17 protein-coding genes are annotated in these 23,094 nt (G+C 58.0%); 10 read left to right on the forward strand and 7 right to left on the reverse strand.

The features are described 5' to 3' along the window. The first annotated feature begins 4 nt into the window (after positions 1–4). The 4 genes from araD (at position 5) to rluA (ending at position 6,856) form a co-directional block, all read left to right on the forward strand. Positions 5–700, forward strand: a complete 696-nt coding sequence (gene araD / locus EH164_RS18710; protein ID WP_023480360.1) for an L-ribulose-5-phosphate 4-epimerase — start codon at positions 5–7, stop codon at positions 698–700. Positions 701–774: 74 nt separating this feature from the next. Continuing rightward, a complete protein-coding gene (gene polB, locus EH164_RS18715; protein ID WP_124969834.1) occupies positions 775–3,132 on the forward strand; it encodes a DNA polymerase II in 2,358 nt (785 codons plus the stop codon). A 146-nt stretch (positions 3,133–3,278) separates the two neighbouring features. Further along, positions 3,279–6,185 (forward strand): RNA polymerase-associated protein RapA, encoded by a 2,907-nt coding sequence (gene rapA / locus EH164_RS18720; RefSeq protein ID WP_124969837.1) that lies wholly within the window; start codon positions 3,279–3,281, stop codon positions 6,183–6,185. A gap of 11 nt (positions 6,186–6,196) precedes the next feature. Further along, a complete protein-coding gene (rluA, locus tag EH164_RS18725; RefSeq protein WP_124969840.1) occupies positions 6,197–6,856 on the forward strand; it encodes a bifunctional tRNA pseudouridine(32) synthase/23S rRNA pseudouridine(746) synthase RluA in 660 nt (219 codons plus the stop codon). Positions 6,857–6,892: 36 nt separating this feature from the next. Here the strand turns inward: rluA and djlA are convergent, their stop codons facing one another. After that, complete coding sequence (gene djlA, locus EH164_RS18730; protein ID WP_124969843.1) at positions 6,893–7,717, reverse strand: co-chaperone DjlA; 825 nt, start codon at positions 7,715–7,717, stop codon at positions 6,893–6,895. Positions 7,718–7,912: 195 nt separating this feature from the next. Here djlA and lptD point away from each other — a divergent pair, with 195 nt between their 5' ends. Genes lptD through apaH form a run of 6 tightly spaced genes read left to right on the forward strand, consistent with a single transcriptional unit; the run spans position 7,913 to position 14,647 of the window. Continuing rightward, on the forward strand, positions 7,913–10,270 hold the full coding sequence (lptD, locus tag EH164_RS18740) for an LPS assembly protein LptD (protein ID WP_124969849.1): 2,358 nt from the start codon (positions 7,913–7,915) through the stop codon (positions 10,268–10,270). Positions 10,271–10,323: 53 nt separating this feature from the next. Further along, a complete protein-coding gene (gene surA / locus EH164_RS18745; protein WP_023480474.1) occupies positions 10,324–11,610 on the forward strand; it encodes a peptidylprolyl isomerase SurA in 1,287 nt (428 codons plus the stop codon). Then, positions 11,607–12,596, forward strand: a complete 990-nt coding sequence (pdxA, locus tag EH164_RS18750; protein WP_124969852.1) for a 4-hydroxythreonine-4-phosphate dehydrogenase PdxA — start codon at positions 11,607–11,609, stop codon at positions 12,594–12,596. The genes surA and pdxA overlap by 4 nt, the downstream gene beginning before the upstream one ends. Beyond that, positions 12,593–13,414 carry a 16S rRNA (adenine(1518)-N(6)/adenine(1519)-N(6))-dimethyltransferase RsmA gene (gene rsmA, locus EH164_RS18755; RefSeq protein ID WP_023480359.1) on the forward strand — a complete coding sequence of 274 codons (822 nt, stop codon included), beginning with the start codon at positions 12,593–12,595 and terminating at the stop codon, positions 13,412–13,414. Before pdxA ends, rsmA begins: the two co-directional genes overlap by 4 nt. Before the next feature lie 3 nt (positions 13,415–13,417). Beyond that, a complete protein-coding gene (apaG, locus tag EH164_RS18760; RefSeq protein ID WP_042715373.1) occupies positions 13,418–13,795 on the forward strand; it encodes a Co2+/Mg2+ efflux protein ApaG in 378 nt (125 codons plus the stop codon). Between the two features lie 3 nt (positions 13,796–13,798). Beyond that, positions 13,799–14,647, forward strand: a complete 849-nt coding sequence (gene apaH, locus EH164_RS18765; RefSeq protein WP_124969855.1) for a bis(5'-nucleosyl)-tetraphosphatase (symmetrical) ApaH — start codon at positions 13,799–13,801, stop codon at positions 14,645–14,647. A 34-nt stretch (positions 14,648–14,681) separates the two neighbouring features. On the opposite strand, the gene folA is transcribed toward apaH, so the two are convergent. From folA to carA, 6 genes are all read right to left on the reverse strand, one after another. Further along, positions 14,682–15,161 (reverse strand): type 3 dihydrofolate reductase, encoded by a 480-nt coding sequence (gene folA, locus EH164_RS18770; RefSeq protein ID WP_124969858.1) that lies wholly within the window; start codon positions 15,159–15,161, stop codon positions 14,682–14,684. Positions 15,162–15,355: 194 nt separating this feature from the next. Beyond that, positions 15,356–17,218 carry a glutathione-regulated potassium-efflux system protein KefC gene (gene kefC / locus EH164_RS18780; protein WP_124969861.1) on the reverse strand — a complete coding sequence of 621 codons (1,863 nt, stop codon included), beginning with the start codon at positions 17,216–17,218 and terminating at the stop codon, positions 15,356–15,358. Next, entirely contained in the window at positions 17,211–17,741 is a 531-nt protein-coding gene (gene kefF, locus EH164_RS18785; RefSeq protein ID WP_124969864.1) for a glutathione-regulated potassium-efflux system oxidoreductase KefF, read from the reverse strand. Before kefF ends, kefC begins: the two co-directional genes overlap by 8 nt. Before the next feature lie 130 nt (positions 17,742–17,871). Further along, positions 17,872–18,105: a YgdI/YgdR family lipoprotein gene (locus EH164_RS18790; protein WP_023480333.1), complete on the reverse strand. Its 234-nt coding sequence runs from the start codon at positions 18,103–18,105 to the stop codon at positions 17,872–17,874. Between the two features lie 228 nt (positions 18,106–18,333). Further along, entirely contained in the window at positions 18,334–21,558 is a 3,225-nt protein-coding gene (carB, locus tag EH164_RS18795) for a carbamoyl-phosphate synthase large subunit (protein ID WP_124969867.1), read from the reverse strand. Between the two features lie 17 nt (positions 21,559–21,575). After that, on the reverse strand, positions 21,576–22,724 hold the full coding sequence (gene carA, locus EH164_RS18800; RefSeq protein ID WP_124969870.1) for a glutamine-hydrolyzing carbamoyl-phosphate synthase small subunit: 1,149 nt from the start codon (positions 22,722–22,724) through the stop codon (positions 21,576–21,578). Positions 22,725–23,094: the final 370 nt, after the last annotated feature.

The raw sequence follows: 23,094 nt of genomic DNA on the forward strand, positions 1-23,094 counted from the left end.
ACCGATGCTCGACGATCTCAAACGGCAGGTGCTGGAAGCTAACCTGGCACTGCCAAAACATAATCTGGTCACCCTGACCTGGGGCAACGTCAGCGCCGTCGACCGCACCCGCGGCGTGCTGGTGATCAAACCCTCCGGCGTCGACTACACCGTGATGACCGCCGAGGATATGGTGGTGGTCGATATCGCCACCGGCGAAGTGGTTGAAGGGACGAAAAAGCCCTCTTCCGACACCCCTACCCACCGCTTGCTTTACCAGGCGTTTCCGACCATTGGCGGCATTGTCCACACCCATTCGCGCCACGCCACTATCTGGGCGCAGGCCGGGCAACCCATTCCGGCGACCGGCACCACCCACGCCGACTACTTTTATGGCGAGATCCCCTGCACCCGCAAAATGCGTGATGAGGAGATCAACGGTGAATATGAGTGGGAAACCGGCAATGTGATTGTCGAAACCTTCGAGAAAAACGGTATCGACGCGGCACAGATGCCCGGCGTGCTGGTGCACTCTCACGGGCCGTTTGCCTGGGGTAAAAATGCCGATGACGCGGTGCATAACGCCATTGTGCTGGAAGAGGTGGCCTATATGGGCATCTTCAGCCGCCAGCTCAATCCGCAGCTGCCCGCTATGCAACAAACGCTGCTGGATAAGCACTATTTACGTAAACACGGCGCGAAAGCCTATTACGGGCAATAGCTGTATAAAACCACAGCATCACCTACCGAACCAGGCTATAATCTCGCCTGGTTTTGGTTGAGTGAGAGCAAACTTTGGCGCAGGCGCAAGAAGGCTTTATTTTAACCCGTCACTGGCGGGATACGCCCAACGGGACGGAGATCGAACTCTGGCTCGCCACTGACAACGGCCCGCTGCGCGCGGTGCTGCCGCCGCAGGAGTCAGTTGCCTTTATTCCCGCAGAGCAGGCCGACAAAGCCCGCGCGCTGCTGCGCGATGAGCACAACTGGCGCTTAACGCCCCTCTCCCTCAATGATTTTCACCGCCGTCCCGTAATGGGCCTCTACTGTCGCGCCCATCGTCAATTAATGCGTTTTGAGAAGCTGCTGCGCGAAGGCGGTGTTACCGTCTATGAAGGTGACGTCCGCCCGCCGGAGCGCTATCTGATGGAGCGCTTTATCACCGCTCCGGTGTGGGTCGATGGCGAACCGCGCGGCAACGCGCTGGTCAATGCACGCCTGAAGCCGAGCCCGCACTATCGCCCGCCGCTGAAGTGGGTGTCGCTGGATATTGAAACCACCCGCCACGGTGAGCTTTACTGCATCGGCCTTGAGGGCTGCGGCCAGCGCACGGTCTATATGCTCGGCCCGGAGAATGGCGATGCGCAGGGGCTCGATTTCGATCTTATCTATGTCGCCAGCCGCCCGCAGCTGCTGGAGAAGCTTAACGCCTGGTTTGCCGAGCACGATCCCGATGTGCTGATTGGCTGGAACGTGGTGCAGTTTGATTTGAAAGTGCTGCAAAAGAGCGCCGAGCGCTACCGCGTGCCGCTAACTCTCGGGCGCAACGGCAGCGAGCTGGAGTGGCGCGAGCACGGCTTTAAAAACGGCGTCTTCTTTGCCCAGGCACCGGGCCGCTTGATAATCGACGGCATCGACGCGCTGAAGTCCGCCTTCTGGAGCTTCTCCTCCTTCTCGCTGGAATCGGTATCGCGCGAGCTGCTTGGCGAGGGCAAAGCGATCGACAACCCGTGGGATCGCATGGATGAGATTAACCGCCGCTTCGCCGAAGATAAGCCGGCGCTCGCTACCTATAACCTGAAGGATTGCGAGCTGGTGACACGTATCTTCCACAAAACGGAGATTATGCCCTTTTTGCTGGAGCGTGCGACGGTCAACGGCCTGCCCGCCGACCGCCACGGCGGCTCGGTTGCCGCCTTTAGCCATCTCTATTTTCCGCGCATGCACCGCGCCGGTTACGTGGCCCCCAATCTCGGCGATGTCGCACCGCAGGCCAGCCCCGGCGGCTATGTGATGGACTCGCGTCCTGGCCTCTATGATTCGGTGCTGGTGCTCGATTACAAAAGCCTCTATCCGTCGATCATCCGCACCTTTCTTATCGATCCCGTCGGTCTGATTGAGGGGTTAGCGCAGCCGGATGCGGCGCACAGCACGGAAGGTTTTCTCGGCGCGTGGTTTTCGCGCGAGAAGCACTGCCTGCCGGAGATTGTCGGGCAGATCTGGCACGGGCGCGATGAGGCCAAACGGCAGGGCAATAAGCCGCTGTCGCAGGCGCTGAAGATCATTATGAACGCCTTCTACGGCGTGCTCGGCACCACCGCCTGCCGCTTTTTTGATCCGAGATTGGCCTCGTCGATCACCATGCGCGGGCACCAGATCATGCTGCAAACCAAAGCGCTGATCGAAGCCGAAGGCTATGACGTGATCTATGGCGATACGGACTCCACCTTCGTCTGGCTTAAGCATGCACACAGCGAAGAGGCGGCGGCGAAAATTGGCCAGCATCTGGTCGAAACGGTTAACCGCTGGTGGACGGCGCACCTGCAACAGCAGGGGCTGGAGAGCGCGCTGGAGCTGGAGTTCGAAACCCATTTTTGCCGCTTTCTGATGCCGACCATTCGCGGTACGGATCAGGGGAGTAAAAAGCGCTACGCCGGGATGATCCAGGAGGGCGACACGCAGCGCATGGTGTTTAAGGGACTTGAGACGGTGCGCACCGACTGGACGCCGCTGGCGCAGCAGTTCCAGCAGTCGCTCTATCTGCGTATCTTTCGCAACGAGCCGTACCAGGATTATATCCGCGAGACCATCGCCAGCCTGATGGCGGGCGAGCTGGATGCGCAGCTGGTCTACCGCAAGCGCCTGCGCCGCCCGCTGGCGGAGTATGAGCGTAATGTGCCGCCGCACGTGCGTGCCGCGCGGCTTGCCGACGAAGAGAACCAGAAGCGCGGGCGGGCGCCGCAGTACCAGAACCGCGGCACCATTAAGTATCTCTGGACCACCAGTGGCCCGGAACCGGTCGATTACCAGCGCTCGCCGCTCGATTACGATCACTATTTAACGAAGCAGTTGCAGCCGGTCGCCGATGGGATCCTCCCTTTCCTTGACGATGACTTTGCTACACTGATGACAGGGCAGCTGGGACTATTCTGACCGTGATGCTGCACGAATCGGTCTATACGAACGAAGTTGGTTCCAGTACCATAGCGCCCTTCCTTTTTCTGGCCCCAAATTTATCCGCCCGCCTGTCGCCAGGCGGTGACGAACTATTGCCTGCAATTAGAGATTAGAGTTCATTTATGCCCTTTACACTTGGTCAACGCTGGATCAGCGATACGGAAAGCGAGCTTGGACTTGGTACTGTCGTTGCGATGGACGCGCGCACGGTCACCCTGCTTTTCCCCGCCACCGGTGAAAATCGCTTGTATGCCCGCAGCGACTCTCCCGTCACGCGCGTCATGTTCAATCCCGGTGACACCATTACCAGTCACGACGGCTGGCAGCTCACCATCGATGAAGTCAACGAAGAGAACGGTCTGCTCGCCTATACCGGTACGCGTCTTGATACCGGGGAGAGCAACGTGGTGCTGCGTGAAGTGCTGCTCGACAGCAAGCTGGTGTTCAGCAAGCCGCAGGATCGTCTTTTCGCCGGGCAGATTGATCGCATGGACCGTTTCGCGCTGCGCTACCGCGCGCGGAAATACCAGAGTGAGCAGTACCGCATGCCGTGGAGCGGCCTGCGCGGGCAGCGTACGAACCTGATTCCGCACCAGCTGCACATTGCCCACGACGTGGGCCGCCGCCATGCGCCGCGCGTGCTGCTGGCCGATGAAGTGGGGCTGGGCAAAACTATTGAAGCCGGGATGATCCTGCATCAGCAGTTGCTGGCGGGTGCCGCCGAGCGCGTGCTGATCGTGGTGCCGGAAACCCTGCAACACCAGTGGCTGGTTGAGATGCTGCGCCGCTTCAACCTGCGCTTTGCGCTGTTTGATGACGATCGTTACGCCGAAGCGCAGCACGATAGCGATAATCCTTTTGAGACTGAACAGCTGGTGATCTGCTCCCTTGATTTCGTGCGCCGCAGCAAGCAGCGTCTCGAACACCTGTGCGATGCCGAGTGGGATCTGCTGGTGGTCGATGAGGCGCACCATCTGGTGTGGAGCGAAAAAGAGGCGAGCCGCGAATATCTCGCCATTGAACAGCTGGCCGAGCGCGTGCCGGGCATTCTGCTGCTGACCGCAACGCCGGAACAGCTCGGTATGGAGAGCCATTTTGCGCGTCTGCGCCTGCTCGACCCGAACCGTTTCCATGATTTTGCCCAGTTTGTTGAAGAGCAGCAAAATTACCGCCCGGTAGCCGACGCCGTCGCGCTGCTGCTGGCGGGCGAACGCCTGAGCAATGACGATCTCAATATGCTGAGCGAGCTGGTGGGCGAGCAGGATATCGAGCCGCTGCTGCAAACCGCGAACAGCGATCGCGACGGCGCGGCCGATGCGCGCCAGGAGCTGATCGCCATGCTGATGGATCGCCACGGCACCAGCCGCGTGCTGTTCCGTAACACCCGTAACGGGGTGAAAGGCTTCCCGAAACGCGAACTGCACACGATTAAACTGCCGCTGCCGACCCAGTACCAGACGGCCATTAAAGTCTCCGGCATTATGGGTGCGCGTAAAAGCCAGGAAGAGCGCGCCCGCGACATGCTCTACCCGGAGCAGATCTACCAGGAGTTTGAAGGCGACAGCGGCACCTGGTGGAACTTCGATCCGCGCGTCGAGTGGCTGATGGGCTACCTTACCAGCCACCGTTCGCAGAAGGTGCTGGTGATCTGCGCCAAAGCGGCGACCGCGCTGCAGCTGGAGCAGGTTCTGCGCGAGCGCGAAGGTATCCGCGCAGCGGTGTTTCATGAAGGGATGTCGATTATTGAACGCGACCGCGCGGCGGCGTGGTTCTCGGAAGAGGATAGCGGCGCGCAGGTGCTGCTCTGCTCCGAAATCGGTTCTGAAGGGCGTAACTTCCAGTTCGCCAGCCATCTGGTGATGTTCGACCTGCCCTTCAACCCGGATCTGCTCGAGCAGCGTATTGGCCGTCTGGATCGTATTGGCCAGGCGCACGACATTCAGATCCACGTGCCATATCTTGAAAAAACCGCGCAGTCGGTGCTGGTGCGCTGGTATCACGAAGGGCTGGACGCGTTTGAACACACCTGCCCGACCGGCCGCGCCATCTATGACAGCGTGCACGGCGAGCTGATTAACTACCTCGCCGCGCCGGAAAACACCGACGGTTTTGACGATCTGATTAAAGCCTGCCGCGCGCAGCATGATGAGCTGAAAGCGCAGCTGGAGCAGGGCCGCGACCGCCTGCTGGAGATCCACTCCAACGGCGGCGAGAAAGCGCAGGCGCTGGCTGACAGCATCGCCGAACAGGATGATGACACCGCGCTTATCGCCTTCGCCATGAACCTGTTTGATATTGTCGGCATTAACCAGGACGATCGCGGCGAGAACATGATCGTCCTGACGCCGTCGGATCATATGCTGGTGCCGGACTTCCCGGGCTTGCCGGAAGATGGCTGCACCATCACCTTTGAGCGTGATGTGGCGCTGTCGCGCGAAGATGCGCAGTTTGTCACCTGGGAGCACCCGATCATCCGCAACGGTCTGGATCTGATCCTCTCCGGCGATACCGGCAGCAGCACCATTTCGCTGCTGAAGAACAAAGCCTTACCGGTCGGCACGCTGCTGGTAGAACTGATCTACGTAGTTGAAGCGCAGGCACCGAAGCAGCTGCAGCTTAACCGCTTCCTGCCGTCGACGCCGATCCGTCTGCTGGTGGATAAAAACGGTAACAACCTCGCTGCACAGGTGGAGTTTGAAACCTTTAACCGTCAGCTGAGCGCGGTCAACCGCCACACCGGCAGCAAACTGGTGAACGCCGTACAGCAGGAAGTGCATACCATCCTGCAAAAAGGTGAAGCCCAGGTGGCTGATGCCGCGAAGGCGCTGATTGACGCTGCGCGCCGCGAAGCCGATGAGAAGCTCTCTGCAGAGCTGGCGCGTCTCGAAGCGCTGAAAGCCGTCAACCCGAACATTCGTGATGACGAACTGGAAGCGATCGAGAGCAACCGGCTGCAGGTGATGGAGAGCCTGGCGCAGGCCAGCTGGCGTCTGGACGCGCTGCGTCTGATTGTCGTCACGCATCAATAACGGAGCCCGCAATGGTGATGGAGCCCTACAACCCGCCGCAGGATCCCTGGCTGGTCATTCTCTATCAGGATGAGCACATTATGGTCGTCAACAAGCCCAGCGGCTTGTTGTCGGTGCCGGGGCGTCTTGATGAGCACAAAGACAGCGTAATGACGCGCATTCAGCGCGACTATCCGCTGGCGGAATCGGTGCACCGGCTGGATATGGCTACCAGCGGCGTGATAGTGGTGGCACTCACCAAAGCGGCCGAGCGCGAGCTGAAACGCCAGTTCCGCGAACGCGAGCCGAAAAAGCAGTACCTGGCGCGCGTCTGGGGGCACCCGGAAAAATCGGAAGGGCTGGTGGATCTGCCGCTGATTTGCGACTGGCCTAACCGGCCAAAGCAGAAGGTCTGTTTTGAAACCGGCAAAGCGGCGCAGACGGAGTATGAAGTGCTGTCGTATGACGAAGATGGCAGCGCGCGGGTGCGCCTGAAGCCGATCACCGGCCGCTCGCACCAGCTGCGGGTGCATATGCTGGCGCTGGGTCATCCGATCCTTGGTGACCGCTTTTATGCGACACCGGAAGCGCTGGCGATGGCACCGCGTTTACAGCTCCATGCCGAAATCTTGACGATTACCCATCCGGCGTTTGGCAACAGCATGACGTTTAAGGCACCGGTGGATTTTTGAGAACGCGCCCCGATCTTGCGGTCGGGGACGTTTTTATTAGCGAAACCCTTTCTGTTCGCGAATCAGTTCGTAGGCTTTCTGGATGTCCTGCGCTTTCTGCTTCGCCATCTCCATCATCTCCGGCGGTAATCCTTTCGCCACCAGCTTGTCCGGGTGATGCTCGCCCATTAAGCGGCGATAAGCGCGTTTAATGGTTGTCGCATCGTCGGTGGCTTTCACCCCCAGCACGTTGCAGGCATCTTCCAGCGTTGGGCCGCGTTGCGACTGCTGCCATCCGCCACCGCCCGCCTGCTGCTGCGAGTTGTTAAAGCCGCCGCCAAACTGCGCCCCGCCCTGCATCATCAGCAGGAACTGATCGAACTGCTGGCGAGAGATGCCCAGCTCTTCGGCGATGACGTAAAGCACCTGGCGTTCGCTCGGGTGGAGCGTACCGTCAGCAAACGCGGCCTGGATTTGAATTTCCAGAAACATCCTAATCAAATCAAAGCGGCCAAAACAGACGCTGCGAAACTGACGCATCTTGTCGCGTAACGGGTAGTTATCCGTTTTGCCGACGCGAAAAGCGTGCTGCGCCGCGGTGCGCGACTCGCCGTGCAGGTTCAGACGATCCATAAACAGGGTCGCGACCTGAATATCCGCTTCCGTTACGCGCCCCTTCGATTTGGTTAAATGCCCCATCACCTCAAAGGTGGTGGCAAAAAAGAGCGTCTGGCGCTCGCGCTGGTTGGCAAACCACGCCATTTTACGGCTGCGCGATTTGTCAAAAAGATGCCCAATAATCAGCCCCAGCACGGCGCCCCAAAAGCCGCCGCCTACGAAAAGGGCAACGACCACTCCAACCACTTTCCCCCAATACTGCATATACTCCCCAAATCGTCATGCCGTCGGCTAAAATTTGCTTTATCATACCCGTCATTCTATGCCGTGCACAGGCGCAGGCTCTCCTTCTGGCTCGAACGCGGGCAGGATTAAAACTAGCGTTGCAAAGGCGAGTAAGTTAGTCTCAGACCGTTTGCCAGCGTAAAGCCACAGATGACGGAACAACACATAAAACGTATGAAAAAACGTATCCCCACCCTCCTGGCCACCATGATTGGCTACGCCCTTTACAGTCAGCAGGGGATGGCAGCCGATCTTGCCTCGCAGTGTATGCTTGGCGTTCCCAGCTATAACCGCCCCCTGATTAAAGGCGATACCAATAACTTACCGGTAACGATCAACGCCGATCATGCTAAAGGCAACTACCCTGACGACGCCGTGTTTACCGGCAATGTCGATATTAATCAGGGTAATAGCCGCATGCAGGCCGATGAGGTGCAGGTTCATCAACAGCAACCGGAAGGTCAGACGGAACCTGTACGAACGGTGGATGCGCTCGGTAATGTGCACTATGACGACAATCAGGTCATCCTGAAAGGTCCGAAAGGTTGGGCTAACCTCAACACCAAAGACACCAATATCTGGGACGGTAACTACCAGATGGTTGACCGTCAGGGTCGCGGTACTGCCGATGTGATGAAACAGCGCGGCCAGAACCGTTATACCATCCTGGATAACGGTACCTTTACCTCATGCTTGCCCGGCTCCAATACCTGGAGCGTTGTCGGCAGCGAGGTGATTCAGGATCGCGAAGAGCAGGTTGCCGAGATCTGGAACGCCCGCCTTAAGCTTGGCCCGGTTCCGGTCTTCTACAGCCCCTATTTGCAGTTGCCGATTGGTGATAAGCGCCGCTCAGGTTTCCTGATCCCGAACGCCAAATACTCAACCAGCAACTATTTCGAATTCTATCTGCCCTACTACTGGAACATCGCGCCCAATATGGATGCGACGATCACGCCGCACTATATCCATAAGCGCGGCAACACCCAGTGGCAGAATGAGTTCCGTTATCTGTCGCAGGCGGGCGAAGGCCTGATCGAGTTCGATTATCTGCCTTCTGATAAAGTCTACGAAGATGAGCACCCAACCGAGGGCGATCGCCATCGCTGGCTCTTCTTCTGGCAGCATACGGGCGTGCTGGACAAAGTGTGGCGTTTTAACGCCAACTACACCAAAGTCAGCGATCCGAACTACTTTAACGACTTTTCGTCAAAATATGGTTCCAGTACCGACGGTTACGCCACGCAGATCCTCAGCGTCGGCTATGCAGTCGAAAACTTTGACGCCACGGTCTCGACCAAACAGTTCCAGGTGTTTAACCGTAACAACAGTAACTCCTACTCTGCGCAGCCGCAGGTAGATGTGAACTGGTACCACAACGATCTCGGTCCGTTCGATTTCCGCGTGTATGGCCAGGCGGTCAACTTTGTTAACACCAACAAAAACAACCCAGAGTCGACGCGTCTGCATCTGGAGCCGACCTTAAGTCTGCCGGTATCCAATGACTGGAGCAGCCTCAATACTGAAGTCAAACTGTTGGCGACCCATTACCAGCAGACCAATATCGACACCTTTAACGCGGCGAACGCCAACGCGCAGACGGGTCGGTCGTATGACGCGAACGTCAACCGTGTCATGCCGCAGTTTAAAGCCGACGGCAAGCTGGTCTTCGAGCGCGATATGGACTGGGCGGCTGGCTATACCCAGACGCTGGAGCCGCGCGCGCAGTATCTCTATGTGCCGTACCGCGATCAGAGCCATATCAACAACTACGACTCCTCCCTGTTGCAGTCGGACTACAGCGGCCTGTTCCGCGACCGCACCTATGGCGGCCTCGACCGCATCGCGTCAGCGAACCAGGTTACCACCGGTCTCACCACGCGTATTTTTGATAATGCGGCGGTTGAACGTTTTAACGTTTCTGTTGGTCAAATCTACTATTTCACCGAGTCCCGTACCGGTGATGACAATATCAACTGGGAGAAAGACAACAAAACCGGTTCGCTGGTGTGGGCGGGTGATACCTACTGGCGTATCTCCGACCGTTGGGGCCTGCGCGGCGGGGTTCAGTACGATACGCGTCTGAACAACATCGCCAACAGCAGCTCCGCGCTGGAGTATCGCCGTGATGAAAACCGTCTGCTGCAGCTGAGCTATCGTTATGCGAGCCCGGAGTATATTCAGGCAACGCTGCCGGAATTCGCGGCGGCAGATCAGTTTAAAAAAGGGATTTCGCAGGTGGGCACCGCCGCAAGCTGGCCGATTGCCGATCGCTGGTCTCTTGTTGGCGCGTACTATCTTGATACCAATACCAAAAAACCTGCGGACCAGATGGTTGGTGTGCAGTACAACTCCTGCTGTTATGCGATTCGCCTCGGCTGGGAACGCAAACTTAACGGCTGGGAGAACGATCAGAGCAAGTATGAAAAAGTTATCGGTTTCAACATTGAGCTTCGCGGCCTGAGCTCCAACTATGGCCTGGGTACGCAAGAGATGCTGCGCTCGAACATCCTGCCGTACCGTAGCTCACTGTGATCTGTTTGATTTGCAACGTAATCCGCACTGCGGTTAATTGAAATGGAAAAGGTATGAAGAACTGGAAAACGCTGCTTCTCGGTATCGCTATGGTTGCGAATACCAGTTTTGCCGCGCCTCAGGTTGTCGATAAAGTCGCCGCCGTGGTTAATAACGGCGTCGTGCTCGAAAGTGACGTTGATGGTTTGATGCAGTCCGTCAAAGCGAATGCTGGCCAGGCGGGTCAACAGTTGCCGGATGACAAGACGCTGCGCCATCAGATCCTGGAGCGTCTGATCATGGATCAGATCATTTTGCAGATGGGCACGAAAATGGGCGTCAAAGTGACTGACGAACAGCTCGATGCCGCTATCGCGGATATTGCGAAACAGAACAACATGACGATGGATCAGATGCGCAGCCGTCTGGCCTACGACGGGATGAATTTCAGCACCTATCGTAACCAGATCCGCAAAGAGATGATCATCTCCGAAGTGCGTAACAGCGAAGTGCGTCGCCGCGTGACCGTGCTGCCGCAGGAAGTCGAATCGCTGGCACAGCAGGTTGGCAATCAGAACGACGCCAGCACCGAGCTGAACCTGAGCCACATCCTGATCCCGCTGTCAGAAAACCCGACTTCCGCCCAGGTTAACGAAGCAGAAGCCCAGGCGCGCTCGATCATCGAGCAGGCGCGCAACGGCGCTGACTTTGGCAAGCTGGCAATCACCTACTCTGCCGACCAGCAGGCGCTGAAAGGCGGCCAGATGGGCTGGGGCCGTATTCAGGAACTGCCGAGCGTCTTCGCGCAGGCGCTGAGCACGGCGAAAAAAGGCGACGTGCTGGGTCCAATCCGCTCCGGTGTTGGTTTCCACATTCTTAAAGTGAACGATCTGCGCGGTCAGTCGAAGAGCATCTCCGTGACCGAAGTGCATGCCCGTCACATCCTGCTGAAACCGTCGCCGATCATGACTGATGACCAGGCGCGCACTAAGCTGGAAGAGATTGCAGCCGACATTAAGAGCGGTCGCACTACCTTCGCTAATGCGGCGAAAGAGTTCTCTCAGGATCCGGGTTCAGCCAACCAGGGCGGCGACCTCGGCTGGGCGGCAGCGGATATCTACGATCCCGCTTTCCGCGATGCGCTGATGAAGCTGAAACGCGGCCAGATGAGCGGCCCGGTGCACTCCTCCTTCGGCTGGCACCTGATCGAAATGCTCGATTCGCGCAACGTCGACAAAACCGATGCCGCGCAGAAAGATCGCGCTTATCGGATGTTGATGAACCGCAAGTTCTCTGAAGAGGCGGCAACCTGGATGCAGGAACAACGTGCCAGCGCTTACGTCAAAATTCTGAGCAACTGATGAACACGCAGCGCATCGTTATCACTCCCGGTGAACCTGCCGGGATTGGCCCGGATCTGGTGGTGCAGCTCGCCCAGCGCGACTGGCCGGTTGAACTGGTAATCTGTGGCGATGCGACGCTGTTAACTGACCGGGCAGCCCTGCTCGGTCTGCCGCTTACGCTTCGGGAGTACGCTCCCGGGCATGCAGCGGTGCCGCAACAGTCCGGAACCCTTACCCTGCTGCCTGTTGCACTGAACGCGCCGGTTGTCGCCGGTCGTCTTAATCCGCAAAACGGCGCTTACGTCGTCTCTACCCTTGCCCGCGCCTGTGATGGTTGCCTGAACGGTGAGTTCGCCGCGCTGGTGACCGGCCCGGTGCATAAAGGGGTGATCAACGATTCGGGGACGCCATTTACCGGACACACGGAGTTTTTCGAGCAGCGCGCCCACGCCGATAAAGTGGTGATGATGCTGGCAACGGAGACGCTGCGCGTGGCGCTGGCGACGACGCATCTGCCGCTCAGAGAGGTGGCGGATGCCATCACGCCCGATTTGCTGCGTGAAGTGATCACCATCCTGCACGGCGATTTACGGCAGAAGTTTGGTATCGCCTCTCCGCATATTCTCGTCTGCGGCCTCAACCCCCACGCGGGCGAAGGCGGTCATATGGGCACGGAAGAGATCGACACCATTATTCCGGTGCTGGAAGCGATGCGTCGCGAAGGCATGAATCTGAGCGGTCCGCTCCCGGCAGACACGCTGTTTCAGCCGAAATACCTCGATAACGCCGACGCCGTGCTGGCGATGTACCACGATCAGGGCCTGCCCGTGCTAAAATACCAGGGCTTTGGCCGCGGGGTGAATATTACCCTCGGTTTACCTTTTATTCGCACCTCCGTCGACCACGGTACCGCCCTTGAACTGGCGGGACAGGGAACAGCGGAGGTCGGCAGTTTTATTACGGCGCTTAATCTCGCCATCAAGATGATTGTTAATACTCAATGAATACTCGCGTCCATCAGGGCCACTTAGCCCGCAAGCGCTTCGGGCAAAACTTCCTCCACGACCAGTTCGTGATCGACAGCATTGTTTCCGCCATCAACCCGCAAAAGGGTCAGGCCATGGTCGAAATCGGCCCGGGTCTTGGCGCGCTGACCGAACCGGTCGGCGACCGTCTGGATAAAATGACGGTTATCGAGCTTGACCGCGATCTGGCAGCTCGTCTGCAAACGCATCCGTTCCTCGCACCAAAGCTGACGATTTATCAGCAGGATGCGATGACCATGAACTTCGGCGAGCTGTCGCAAACCCTCGGCCAGCCGCTGCGCGTTTTCGGCAACCTGCCCTACAACATCTCGACACCGTTGATGTTTCATCTGTTTAGCTATACTGATGCCATTGCCGACATGCACTTTATGTTGCAAAAAGAGGTGGTAAACCGCCTGGTTGCAGGGCCAAACAGTAAAGCGTATGGACGACTGAGCGTAATGGCGCAGTACTATTGCCAGGTGATCCCGGTGCTTGAAGTGCCGCCGACCGCCTTCGCGCCGCCGCCAAAAGTCGATTCCGCCGTGGTGCGTCTGGTGCCGCATACCACTATGCCGCACCCGGTAAAAGAGGTTCGCACCCTGAGCCGCATTACCACCGAAGCGTTCAACCAGCGCCGTAAGACCATTCGTAACAGTCTCGGCAATGTGTTTACCGTCGACGTGCTTTCATCGTTGGGTATTGATCCGACGATGCGCGCAGAAAATATCTCTGTTGCGCAATATTGTCAGTTAGCCAACTACCTGACGGATAATGCGCCGCCGAAGGAGAGTTAACCCATGATCAATTCGCCCCGCGTCTCTGTGCAGGTCCAAAGCCTCTATATCGAGTCACAGTCGCAACCCGACCATGAACGCTATGTCTTTGCTTACACCGTCACCATCCGGAACCTGGGGCGAAGCGCCGTCCAGTTGCTCAGTCGCTACTGGTTGATCACCAATGGAAATGGCCGCGAAACGGAAGTTCAGGGCGAAGGTGTGGTCGGCGAACAGCCCCATATCGAGCCAGGCGGCGAATTTCAGTACACCAGCGGCGCGGTGATCGAAACGCCGCTGGGCACCATGCAGGGCCATTACGATATGGTCGATGCGCAGGGCAACCCCTTCCGCGTCGCTATCCCGGTCTTCCGACTCGCCGTTCCAATAGTGATCCATTAATCAATGTCTACATACTTTATTGGCGACGTTCACGGTTGCTTTGATGAACTGGTCGCGCTGTTAAACCAGGTGCAGTTTTCACCGGAAAAAGACACCGTATGGCTGACCGGCGACCTCGTGGCGCGCGGACCTGGCTCGCTCGACGTGCTGCGCTACGTCAAATCCCTTGGCGACAGCGCGCGCGTTGTGCTCGGCAACCACGATCTGCATCTGCTGGCGGTCTTTGCCGGTATCAGCCGCAATAAGCCAAAAGACCGGCTTAACCTGCTGCTGGAAGCGCCCGACGCCGACGAGCTGATTAACTGGCTGCGTCGCCAGCCGCTGCTGCAAATCGATGAAGAGAAAAAGGTGGTGATGGCCCACGCCGGGATCACGCCGCAATGGGATCTCGACACGGCAAAAAGCTGCGCCCGCGATGTCGAAGCGGTGCTGGCGAGCGACTCCTATCCGCTGTTCCTCGATGCGATGTATGGCGATCTGCCAAACCACTGGTCGCCGGAGCTGAGCGGCCTTGCACGTTTACGCTTTATCACCAACGCGTTTACGCGGATGCGTTACTGCTTCCCGAACGGGCAGCTGGATATGTACTGCAAAGATACGCCGCAGAACGCGCCGGCACCGCTGAAGCCCTGGTTCTCAATTCCGGGTCCGGTCGCGCAGGAGTACAGCATCGTCTTTGGCCACTGGGCATCGCTGGAAGGCGAAGGCACGCCGGAGGGGATTTACGCGCTGGATACCGGCTGCTGCTGGGGCGGGGATCTCACCTGCCTGCGCTGGGAAGATAAGCAGATCTTCACGCAGCCATCGAATCGCCAGATGGATCTGGGTGATGGGGAAGCCATCGCCTCCTGAAATGAAAATCCCCGGCATGCCGGGGATTTTGCTATTAGCGACGCTCGAGAATTTCGAAGCAGTAGCTGTGTGAATTCAGCGCGTCAGCGTCGTGGAATTCACTGAAGACCGAGTCCCACTCGTCCGGATCGTAGTCCGGGAAATGGGTATCGCCCTCCACTTCCGCATCAATGTGCGTCAGATAGAGGCGCTGCGCTTTCGGCAGGAACTGCTCGTAGACGCGGCCGCCACCGATCACCATGATCTCCTGCGCATCGCCGCACGCCGCCAGCGCATCCTCAACGGATTTAACCCACTCAACGCGATCGTCGGTGCCCGGCTGGCTGCTGATGACAATGTTTTTACGCCCCGGCAGCGGGCGACCGATGGATTCCCATGTCAGGCGGCCCATCACAACAGGTTTATTCAAGGTGTTGCGCTTAAACCAGGCGAGATCGGCAGGGAGATCCCACGGCATGGCATTCTCCATACCGATGACGCGATCCACTGCTAACGCCGCAATCAGACTGATCATTCATTCACTTCCTGGATGCAAAAAATTGTCGCCACTATACGGAAAGCACAATCTTTCGTCGACGGTGCGCAAGGTAAAGAAGAAGAAAAATTTCTGTTCTGCTGGCGGTGACCCTGCACATCATCGCACCGCCAGCTTTCCATGCCTGATCTATCAAGCCGTTAGCCGTCAAGCAGCCTTAACAGACCGCGCGATCAGGGCTGCGGTTTCACCGCGGGTTCATCTGCCGGATCGTCCGTATGCCTTCCCTCTTCCGTCCCCTGCCAGCCATGGCGCTGCGTGACGGAGAGATGCGCGCGATCTTCGGCGATAATCTCCGTCAGCATGGCGCTGGTGCGTTTAAACACCGCAACGCGTCCCTGGCCGCCATCTTCTGCATTTGCCATCTCTTCAATCATGTCGTGATTAAAGCGGCGGAAGCGATCGGCGCGCTCGCGCGCCTCATAAGCGCCCAGCCCCAGCCCTTCGAGCGCCTGACGCCCGGTTTTCAGCGCCGCTTCGAAGGTTTCACGTTCTGGATCCTCAACGCCCATCTGACGCAGGCGAATATAGTGATCGACATCGCGGGCGCGGGCAATGATGCGCAGATGCGGGAAGTGCTCCTTCGCCAGCTCCGTTAAGTGCAGGCTGGCTTCGGGATCATCAATTGCGTTGATCAAGACTTCTGCCCGCGCCGCGCCCGCTGACTCCAGCAGATCGACGCGGGTCGCGTCACCGTAGAAGACCTTCATGCCAAACTTACGCAGCGTCTCGATATGGTCGGGATCGTGATCGAGGATCACCATCTTCACGCCGCTGGAGAGCAACAAGCGCCCTGAAATCTGCCCGAAGCGGCCAAAGCCGGCAACGATTACCCGCGCCTCCTCTTCGTCGATCGCATCGGCTTCCTGCTCACGATCGCCGCCGCCCGCCTCCAGACGCGCGAGCACCAGCAGCAGCAGCGGCGTTGCCGCCATCGACAGCGCCACGGTGAGGGTTAAGGCTTTCGCCCATTCGCTATCCAGCACCTGCGCCGTCTGCGCTGCGCCAAACACCACGAAGGCGAACTCACTCCCCTGCCCCAGCAGCGCCGCGAACCACCAGCGCTGCTTGCGCGGCACCGTTAAAGGACGCGCGATCAGCCACAGCACGCCGGTTTTAATCACCAGGAACCCGCCCAGCAGCAGCAGGATGCGCAGCGGATGGCTCACCAGCGTGCCGAAATCGATCGACATACCAACGCCGATAAAGAATAGCCCGAGCAGCAATCCTTTAAAGGGCTCGATATCGCTCTCCAGCGCGTGGCGGTACTCGGAGCTGGCAAGCAGCACCCCGGCGAGGAACGCGCCCATCGCCATCGACAACCCGGCCTCTTCCAGCAGTAAACCGAAGCCGAAGACCAGCAGCAGCGCCACGGCGCAGAAGACTTCCCGCAGGCCAGAGCGGGCAACAAAGCGCAGCGCAGGACGCGCGACATAGCGCCCAATCAGCACCACCAGCGTTAGCGCCGCCACCACTTTTAGCGCGGATAATAAAAAGGCGCTAAGGGTCATCGCCCCGCCGCTGGCGGCCAGCAGCGGGATCATCGCCACCAGCGGAATCGCGGCGATATCCTGGAACAGCAGCACTGAAAAGGCGCTGCGCCCCATCTGCGAGGCGGTAAGGTTCCGCTCATTCATCGCCTGCATGGCAATAGCAGTCGATGAGAGCCCCAGCGTCAGGCCAATCAGCAGCGCCACCGGCCACGGCAGCCCGAGCAGCAGACAGAAGCCGCCGAGCAGCAGGCCACAGCTGCCCATCTGCAACGCGCCGCCGCCAAACACCGAGGCGCGCAATTTCCATAAACGCTGCGGATCCAGCTCCAGGCCGATGATAAACAGCATCAATACCACGCCGATTTCGGCGAAGTGCAGAATAGACTCCGCATCGGTGACCAACCGTAATCCCCACGGGCCGATAATCCCGCCAGCAATCAGGTAGCCGAGCACCGAACCGAGCCCGAGGCGCATAGCGATGGGTACCACCAGCGCCGCCGCGCCCAGGTAGATCAACGCCTGAATCATTGAGTGACTATCCACGCTGCACCTCCAGCCATGCCTGCAAACGCTGTTTATATTGCCGTGCCTGCGCCTGCAGGGTTTCGTCATCACAAACAAAGGTGCGGTGAATGGCAAAAGGCGGCAGCCACGTCAGCCCGCAGTAGAGCGCCGTGGCCTGCAAAGGCTGGGCAAGCACCTCAAATCCTGGGTGATCGCCCAGATCAAAATGGTGTTCGCCGCCGCCGGTGGTCACCGCCCACATAATGCTTTTGCCGCGCAGCGCGGTGCCGCCGTAACCATATGCCCAGCCATGAGCCAGCACTTTATCGATCCAGAGTTTGAGTAACGGCGTGACGCTATACCACTGCATCGGGTGCTGCCAGATGATGAGATCGGCACGCGCCACCGCCTGCTGCTCGGCGGCAATGTCGATATTGAAATCGGGATAGAGGTCGTAAAGGGAGCGGATTTCCACCTCATCCATTGTCTCAACCTGCTCAAGCATGCGCTTATTAGCATGGGAGTGTTGCGGATAGGGGTGGGCGTAAATAATGAGAATCATCGATTACCTGTTTCACTGATATTTTCAGAGAGTGTAGTCAGTTAATCGATTGGCTAACAGTAGCAATCTGTAGGGGAATTCAGAGGGGGTCGTGCGGCGGCGAAAGCCACCGCACGCTAAGCGTGGCGAATTAGTTATTCAGCTCGCTCATGCCTTTAACCTGGTCACGGTTAATCTGCTGCGTTTTACCGGTTTCGGCATTTTTAATCGAGACCATGCCGGTATCTTTGTCTACCTGCGGTTTGCCGTCGGTGACGATGGTTTTACCATCGGTCGTCTCTACAGCCTGGTTTGAAGAACAACCGGCAACGGTGAACAGCGCAGCGGCAGTCATTACGGATGTGAGCAGAAGTTTAGTTTTCATGGTTCTCTCCCTGTTTTGCAGTCAATTTTAAGCTTCTTGGGAGTAAGTGTAGGGTAACTCGCTGAGGGATGAGGAAAATACAGAACACTCTGAAGGTGGATGGGAAGTGGTGGGCCGGATAAGGCGTAGCCGCCATCCGGCAATAATGCCTGATGGCGGCTACGCCTTATCCGGCCTACAAAATAGTGCAAATACAAAAAATTCGGGCCGGTAAACCGGCCCGCTCTGTTACTTGCTGATCTGCGCGTGCATCTCCTGCACGGAGGTCACCTTCTCGGTGGCGTCGGCATTCAGCGCCATCGCGGTGGCGAAGCCGCCGTTCAGGGTGGTGTCGTAATGCACCTTGTACTGCAGCGCGCTGCGGCGAATCAGTTTTGAATCCTCAATCGCCTGGCGGCCTGCGGTGGTGTTGATGATGTAGGTATATTCGCCATTCTTAATACGATCCTGAATGTGCGGACGCCCTTCATGCACCTTGTTCACCAGACGCGGGTTGATGCCCGCTTCGCCGAGCACAATCGCCGTGCCGTGGGTGGCATCCAGCTCAAAGCCCTGCTTCAGCAGCTTGGCGGCGAGGTCGACAACGCGCTCTTTATCCCCTTCACGCACCGACAGCAGCGCACGGCCGCGCTTCTGCATGGTGGAGTTGCTGCCGAGCTGCGCTTTAGCGAACGCTTCAGCAAAGGTGCGACCGACGCCCATCACTTCCCCGGTCGAGCGCATTTCCGGCCCTAACAGCGGGTCAACGCCCGGGAATTTGTTGAACGGCAGCACCACCTCTTTCACCGAGTAGTACGGCGGGATAATTTCGCTGGTGTGGCCCTGCGCAGCCAGAGTCTGGCCAGTCATCACGCGCGCCGCCACTTTCGCCAGCGGAACACCCGTCGCTTTTGAAACAAACGGTACGGTACGCGCCGCACGCGGGTTCACTTCAATCAGGTAGACGTCGTTATCTTTCACTGCGAACTGCACGTTCATCAGACCGCGCACCTGCAACTCAAACGCCAGTTTCTGCACCTGCTGGCGCATCACATCCTGAATCTCCTGGCTGAGCGTATAGGCTGGCAGCGAACACGCGGAGTCACCGGAGTGCACCCCTGCCTGCTCGATATGCTCCATGATGCCGCCAATCAGCACGCTTTCGCCGTCGCAAATCGCGTCGACGTCCACTTCTACTGCGTCATCGAGGAACTTATCCAGCAGCACCGGCGCATCGTTAGAGACACTGACTGCGGTCATAAAGTAGCGACGCAGGTCGACTTCGTCGTAGACAATCTCCATTGCGCGGCCGCCCAGCACATAGGAGGGACGCACCACCAGCGGATAGGTGATCTCTTTGGCTTTCTCAACCGCCTGCTCCAGCGCCGTGACCGTGGCGTTAGCCGGTTGCAGCAGCTTCAGGCGCTCTACCGCCTGCTGGAAACGCTCGCGGTCTTCCGCGCGGTCGATTGCGTCCGGGCTGGTGCCGATAATCGGTACGCCCGCTGCTTCCAGTTCGCGCGCCAGTTTCAGCGGCGTCTGCCCGCCGTACTGGACGATTACGCCCTTCGGCTTCTCGATACGCACGATTTCCAGCACATCTTCCAGCGTTACCGGCTCGAAGTAGAGGCGGTCGGAGGTATCGTAATCGGTGGAGACGGTCTCCGGGTTACAGTTGACCATAATGGTCTCGTAACCATCTTCGCGCAACGCCAGCGAGGCGTGGACGCAGCAGTAGTCAAACTCAATACCCTGGCCGATACGGTTTGGACCACCGCCGAGCACCATGATTTTTTCGCGATCCAGGTTCGGGTTCGCTTCGCACTCCTCTTCATAGGTGGAGTACATATAGGCGGTATCGGTAGCGAACTCCGCGGCACAGGTATCAACACGCTTGTAGACCGGGTGCAGGTTGTACTGGTCGCGTAGCTTGCGGATCTCCGCTTCGCGCACGCCAACCAGCGTCGCCAGACGCGCATCGGCGAAGCCTTTGCGTTTCAGCTGGCGCAGGAAGTCGGCGTTCAGGCCGTTAATGCCCTGCGCGGCGACCTGCTCTTCCAGACGCACCAGCTCCTCAATCTGCACCAGGAACCAGCGGTCGATATTGGTCAGGTTGAAGACGCCATCAACGGAAAGGCCAGCGCGGAAAGCGTCAGCGATGTACCAGATACGATCCGCGCCCGCGTCTTTCAGCTCGCGGCGGATTTTGGTCAGCGCTTCCGGATCTTCAAGGCTCACTTTCGGGTCGAAGCCGGTGGCGCCCACTTCGAGACCGCGCAGCGCTTTTTGCAGCGACTCCTGCTGAGTGCGACCAATCGCCATCACTTCACCAACGGATTTCATCTGCGTGGTCAGGCGGTCGTTAGCGCCGACAAATTTTTCGAAGTTGAAGCGCGGAATCTTGGTGACGACATAGTCGATAGAGGGTTCGAACGACGCCGGGGTACGCCCGCCGGTGATATCGTTCATCAGCTCATCCAGCGTGTAACCTACCGCCAGTTTCGCCGCCACTTTCGCAATCGGGAAGCCGGTTGCTTTCGAGGCCAGCGCCGAAGAGCGAGAAACACGTGGGTTCATCTCGATAACAATCAGACGACCGTTTTTCGGGTTGACCGCGAACTGCACGTTGGAGCCGCCGGTCTCAACACCAATTTCACGCAGTACCGCCATCGAGGCGTTACGCATGATTTGGTACTCTTTGTCGGTCAGGGTCTGCGCCGGAGCCACGGTGATGGAGTCACCGGTGTGAATGCCCATGGCGTCGAAGTTTTCAATCGAGCAGACGATGATGCAGTTGTCGTTCTTATCGCGCACCACCTCCATCTCATACTCTTTCCAGCCAATCAGCGACTCATCAATCAGCAGCTCTTTGGTCGGAGAGAGGTCGAGGCCGCGGGCACAAATCTCTTCAAACTCTTCGCGGTTATAGGCAATGCCGCCACCGGTACCGCCCATGGTAAAGGAGGGGCGGATAATGCACGGGTAGCCGACGTCAGCCGCCACGGCCAGCGCTTCGTCCATGGTGTGCGCAATGCCGGAACGCGCGGTATCGAGGCCGATTTTCTTCATTGCGATATCGAAACGGCGGCGATCTTCCGCTTTATCAATCGCATCTGCGGTGGCACCAATCATCGTCACGCCGAACTCTTCCAGCACGCCCTGACGCTCAAGCTCCAGCGCGCAGTTGAGCGCGGTCTGGCCGCCCATTGTCGGCAGCACCGCATCCGGGCGCTCTTTTTCGATGATTTTGCGCACCACTTCCCAGTGGATCGGCTCGATATAAGTAGCGTCCGCCATTTCCGGGTCGGTCATGATGGTCGCCGGGTTAGAGTTTACCAGGATAACGCGGTAACCCTCTTCGCGCAGCGCTTTACACGCCTGCGCGCCGGAGTAGTCGAATTCACACGCCTGGCCGATAACAATCGGGCCAGCGCCAAGGATCAGGATGCTTTTTAGGTCTGTACGTTTTGGCATGGCTCTTTTTCTCCTGATTATTTGGCGGTATGACGATACTGCTCAATCAATTCAATAAAGTGGTCAAACAGCGGCGCGGCGTCGTGCGGGCCAGGGCTGGCTTCCGGGTGACCCTGGAAGCTGAAGGCCGGCTTATCGGTGCGATGAATGCCCTGCAGCGTGCCGTCGAACAGCGATTTGTGCGTGACGCGCAGGTTAGCAGGCATGGAAGCCTCGTCGACGGCAAAGCCGTGGTTCTGCGCGGTGATCATCACTGTATTGTTGTCGATATCTTTTACCGGGTGGTTGCCGCCGTGGTGACCAAACTTCATCTTCACGGTTTTCGCACCGCTCGCCAGCGCCAGCAGCTGGTGGCCGAGGCAGATGCCGAACACCGGAATATCGGTTTCGAGGAAAGCTTTAATCGCGTCGATAGCGTAGTCGCACGGTGCCGGGTCGCCGGGGCCGTTAGAGAGGAAGATGCCGTCCGGATTCATTTTCAGCACTTCTGCGGCCGGGGTTTGCGCCGGGACTACCGTCAGGCGGCAGCCGCGATCCACCAGCATGCGCAGAATGTTGCGTTTCGCGCCGTAATCATAGGCCACAACGTGGTAAGGCAGTTCGCTCTCTTGTTTCGCTTCCGGCAGGTCGCCCGCCAGCGTCCAGCTACCCTGCGTCCAGCTGTAGCTCTCCTGGGTCGTCACCTCTTTCGCCAGATCCATCCCGTTCAGCCCCGGGAAGGCTTTCGCTTTCTCCAGCGCCACGGTCTCGTCGAGGTTTTCGCCCGCGATGATGCAGCCGTTCTGTGCGCCTTTTTCGCGCAGCAGGCGGGTCAACTTGCGGGTATCGATATCGGCAATCGCCACGATGTTATGGCGTTTCAGGTAGGAAGAGAGATCTTCAGTGCTGCGGTAGTTGCTGGCAATCAGCGGCAGGTCGCGAATCACCAGACCCTGCGCATGCACCTGAGAGGACTCTTCGTCAGCCGCGTTGGTGCCGACATTGCCGATATGAGGATAAGTAAGAGTGACGATTTGGCGGGAATAGGAAGGATCAGTGAGGATTTCTTGATAACCGGTCATTGAAGTATTGAAAACGACTTCCCCAACCGCCGTGCCCGTTGCCCCTATGGCCCGACCGTAAAACTGGGTTCCGTCTTCCAGAACCAATAGCGCTGACTTAATCAAAACACCCTCCAGAGAATATTCACTCACTTTATTTGCATATTAATTCATATCAGGATGATGAATCAATGCAAATTTGCTGGCCGTGGATTTTTGGCAAACGGCGGCATTCTGGAGAGATGTGGGATAAAAGTCAACTTATGACGCCTGTTTTTCTTTCTCTTTTACGCCACTGCCTGCTTTTACAGGGTTTAAGAGATAAAAAAATAAGATAAGCAGAGCGGGGGAAACGCTTGCGCGGCAAGAAAATTGTATCTCATCAGAGGTCGCGGTGAAAAACCAGACCAGATGGTCAAAATTTACATTTTAGAAACAAAAAATGGCTTATAAAGTATCTATTTCACCGCTTTAAGCTTAGAAATCATTTTTAGAA

Origin of the sequence: Kosakonia sp. CCTCC M2018092, assembly GCF_003864115.1 — a bacterium.
GTDB lineage: Bacteria > Pseudomonadota > Gammaproteobacteria > Enterobacterales > Enterobacteriaceae > Kosakonia > Kosakonia cowanii.

Coding starts and splice junctions, on each gene's coding strand:
- araD (WP_023480360.1), top strand. CDS start 5: ATGCTCGACGATCTCAAACGGCAGGTGCTGGAAGCTAACCTGGCACTG.
- rapA (WP_124969837.1), top strand. CDS start 3,279: ATGCCCTTTACACTTGGTCAACGCTGGATCAGCGATACGGAAAGCGAG.
- rluA (WP_124969840.1), top strand. CDS start 6,197: ATGGTGATGGAGCCCTACAACCCGCCGCAGGATCCCTGGCTGGTCATT.
- djlA (WP_124969843.1), bottom strand. CDS start 7,717: ATGCAGTATTGGGGGAAAGTGGTTGGAGTGGTCGTTGCCCTTTTCGTA.
- lptD (WP_124969849.1), top strand. CDS start 7,913: ATGAAAAAACGTATCCCCACCCTCCTGGCCACCATGATTGGCTACGCC.
- surA (WP_023480474.1), top strand. CDS start 10,324: ATGAAGAACTGGAAAACGCTGCTTCTCGGTATCGCTATGGTTGCGAAT.
- rsmA (WP_023480359.1), top strand. CDS start 12,593: ATGAATACTCGCGTCCATCAGGGCCACTTAGCCCGCAAGCGCTTCGGG.
- apaG (WP_042715373.1), top strand. CDS start 13,418: ATGATCAATTCGCCCCGCGTCTCTGTGCAGGTCCAAAGCCTCTATATC.
- apaH (WP_124969855.1), top strand. CDS start 13,799: ATGTCTACATACTTTATTGGCGACGTTCACGGTTGCTTTGATGAACTG.
- folA (WP_124969858.1), bottom strand. CDS start 15,161: ATGATCAGTCTGATTGCGGCGTTAGCAGTGGATCGCGTCATCGGTATG.
- kefF (WP_124969864.1), bottom strand. CDS start 17,741: ATGATTCTCATTATTTACGCCCACCCCTATCCGCAACACTCCCATGCT.
- EH164_RS18790 (WP_023480333.1), bottom strand. CDS start 18,105: ATGAAAACTAAACTTCTGCTCACATCCGTAATGACTGCCGCTGCGCTG.
- carB (WP_124969867.1), bottom strand. CDS start 21,558: ATGCCAAAACGTACAGACCTAAAAAGCATCCTGATCCTTGGCGCTGGC.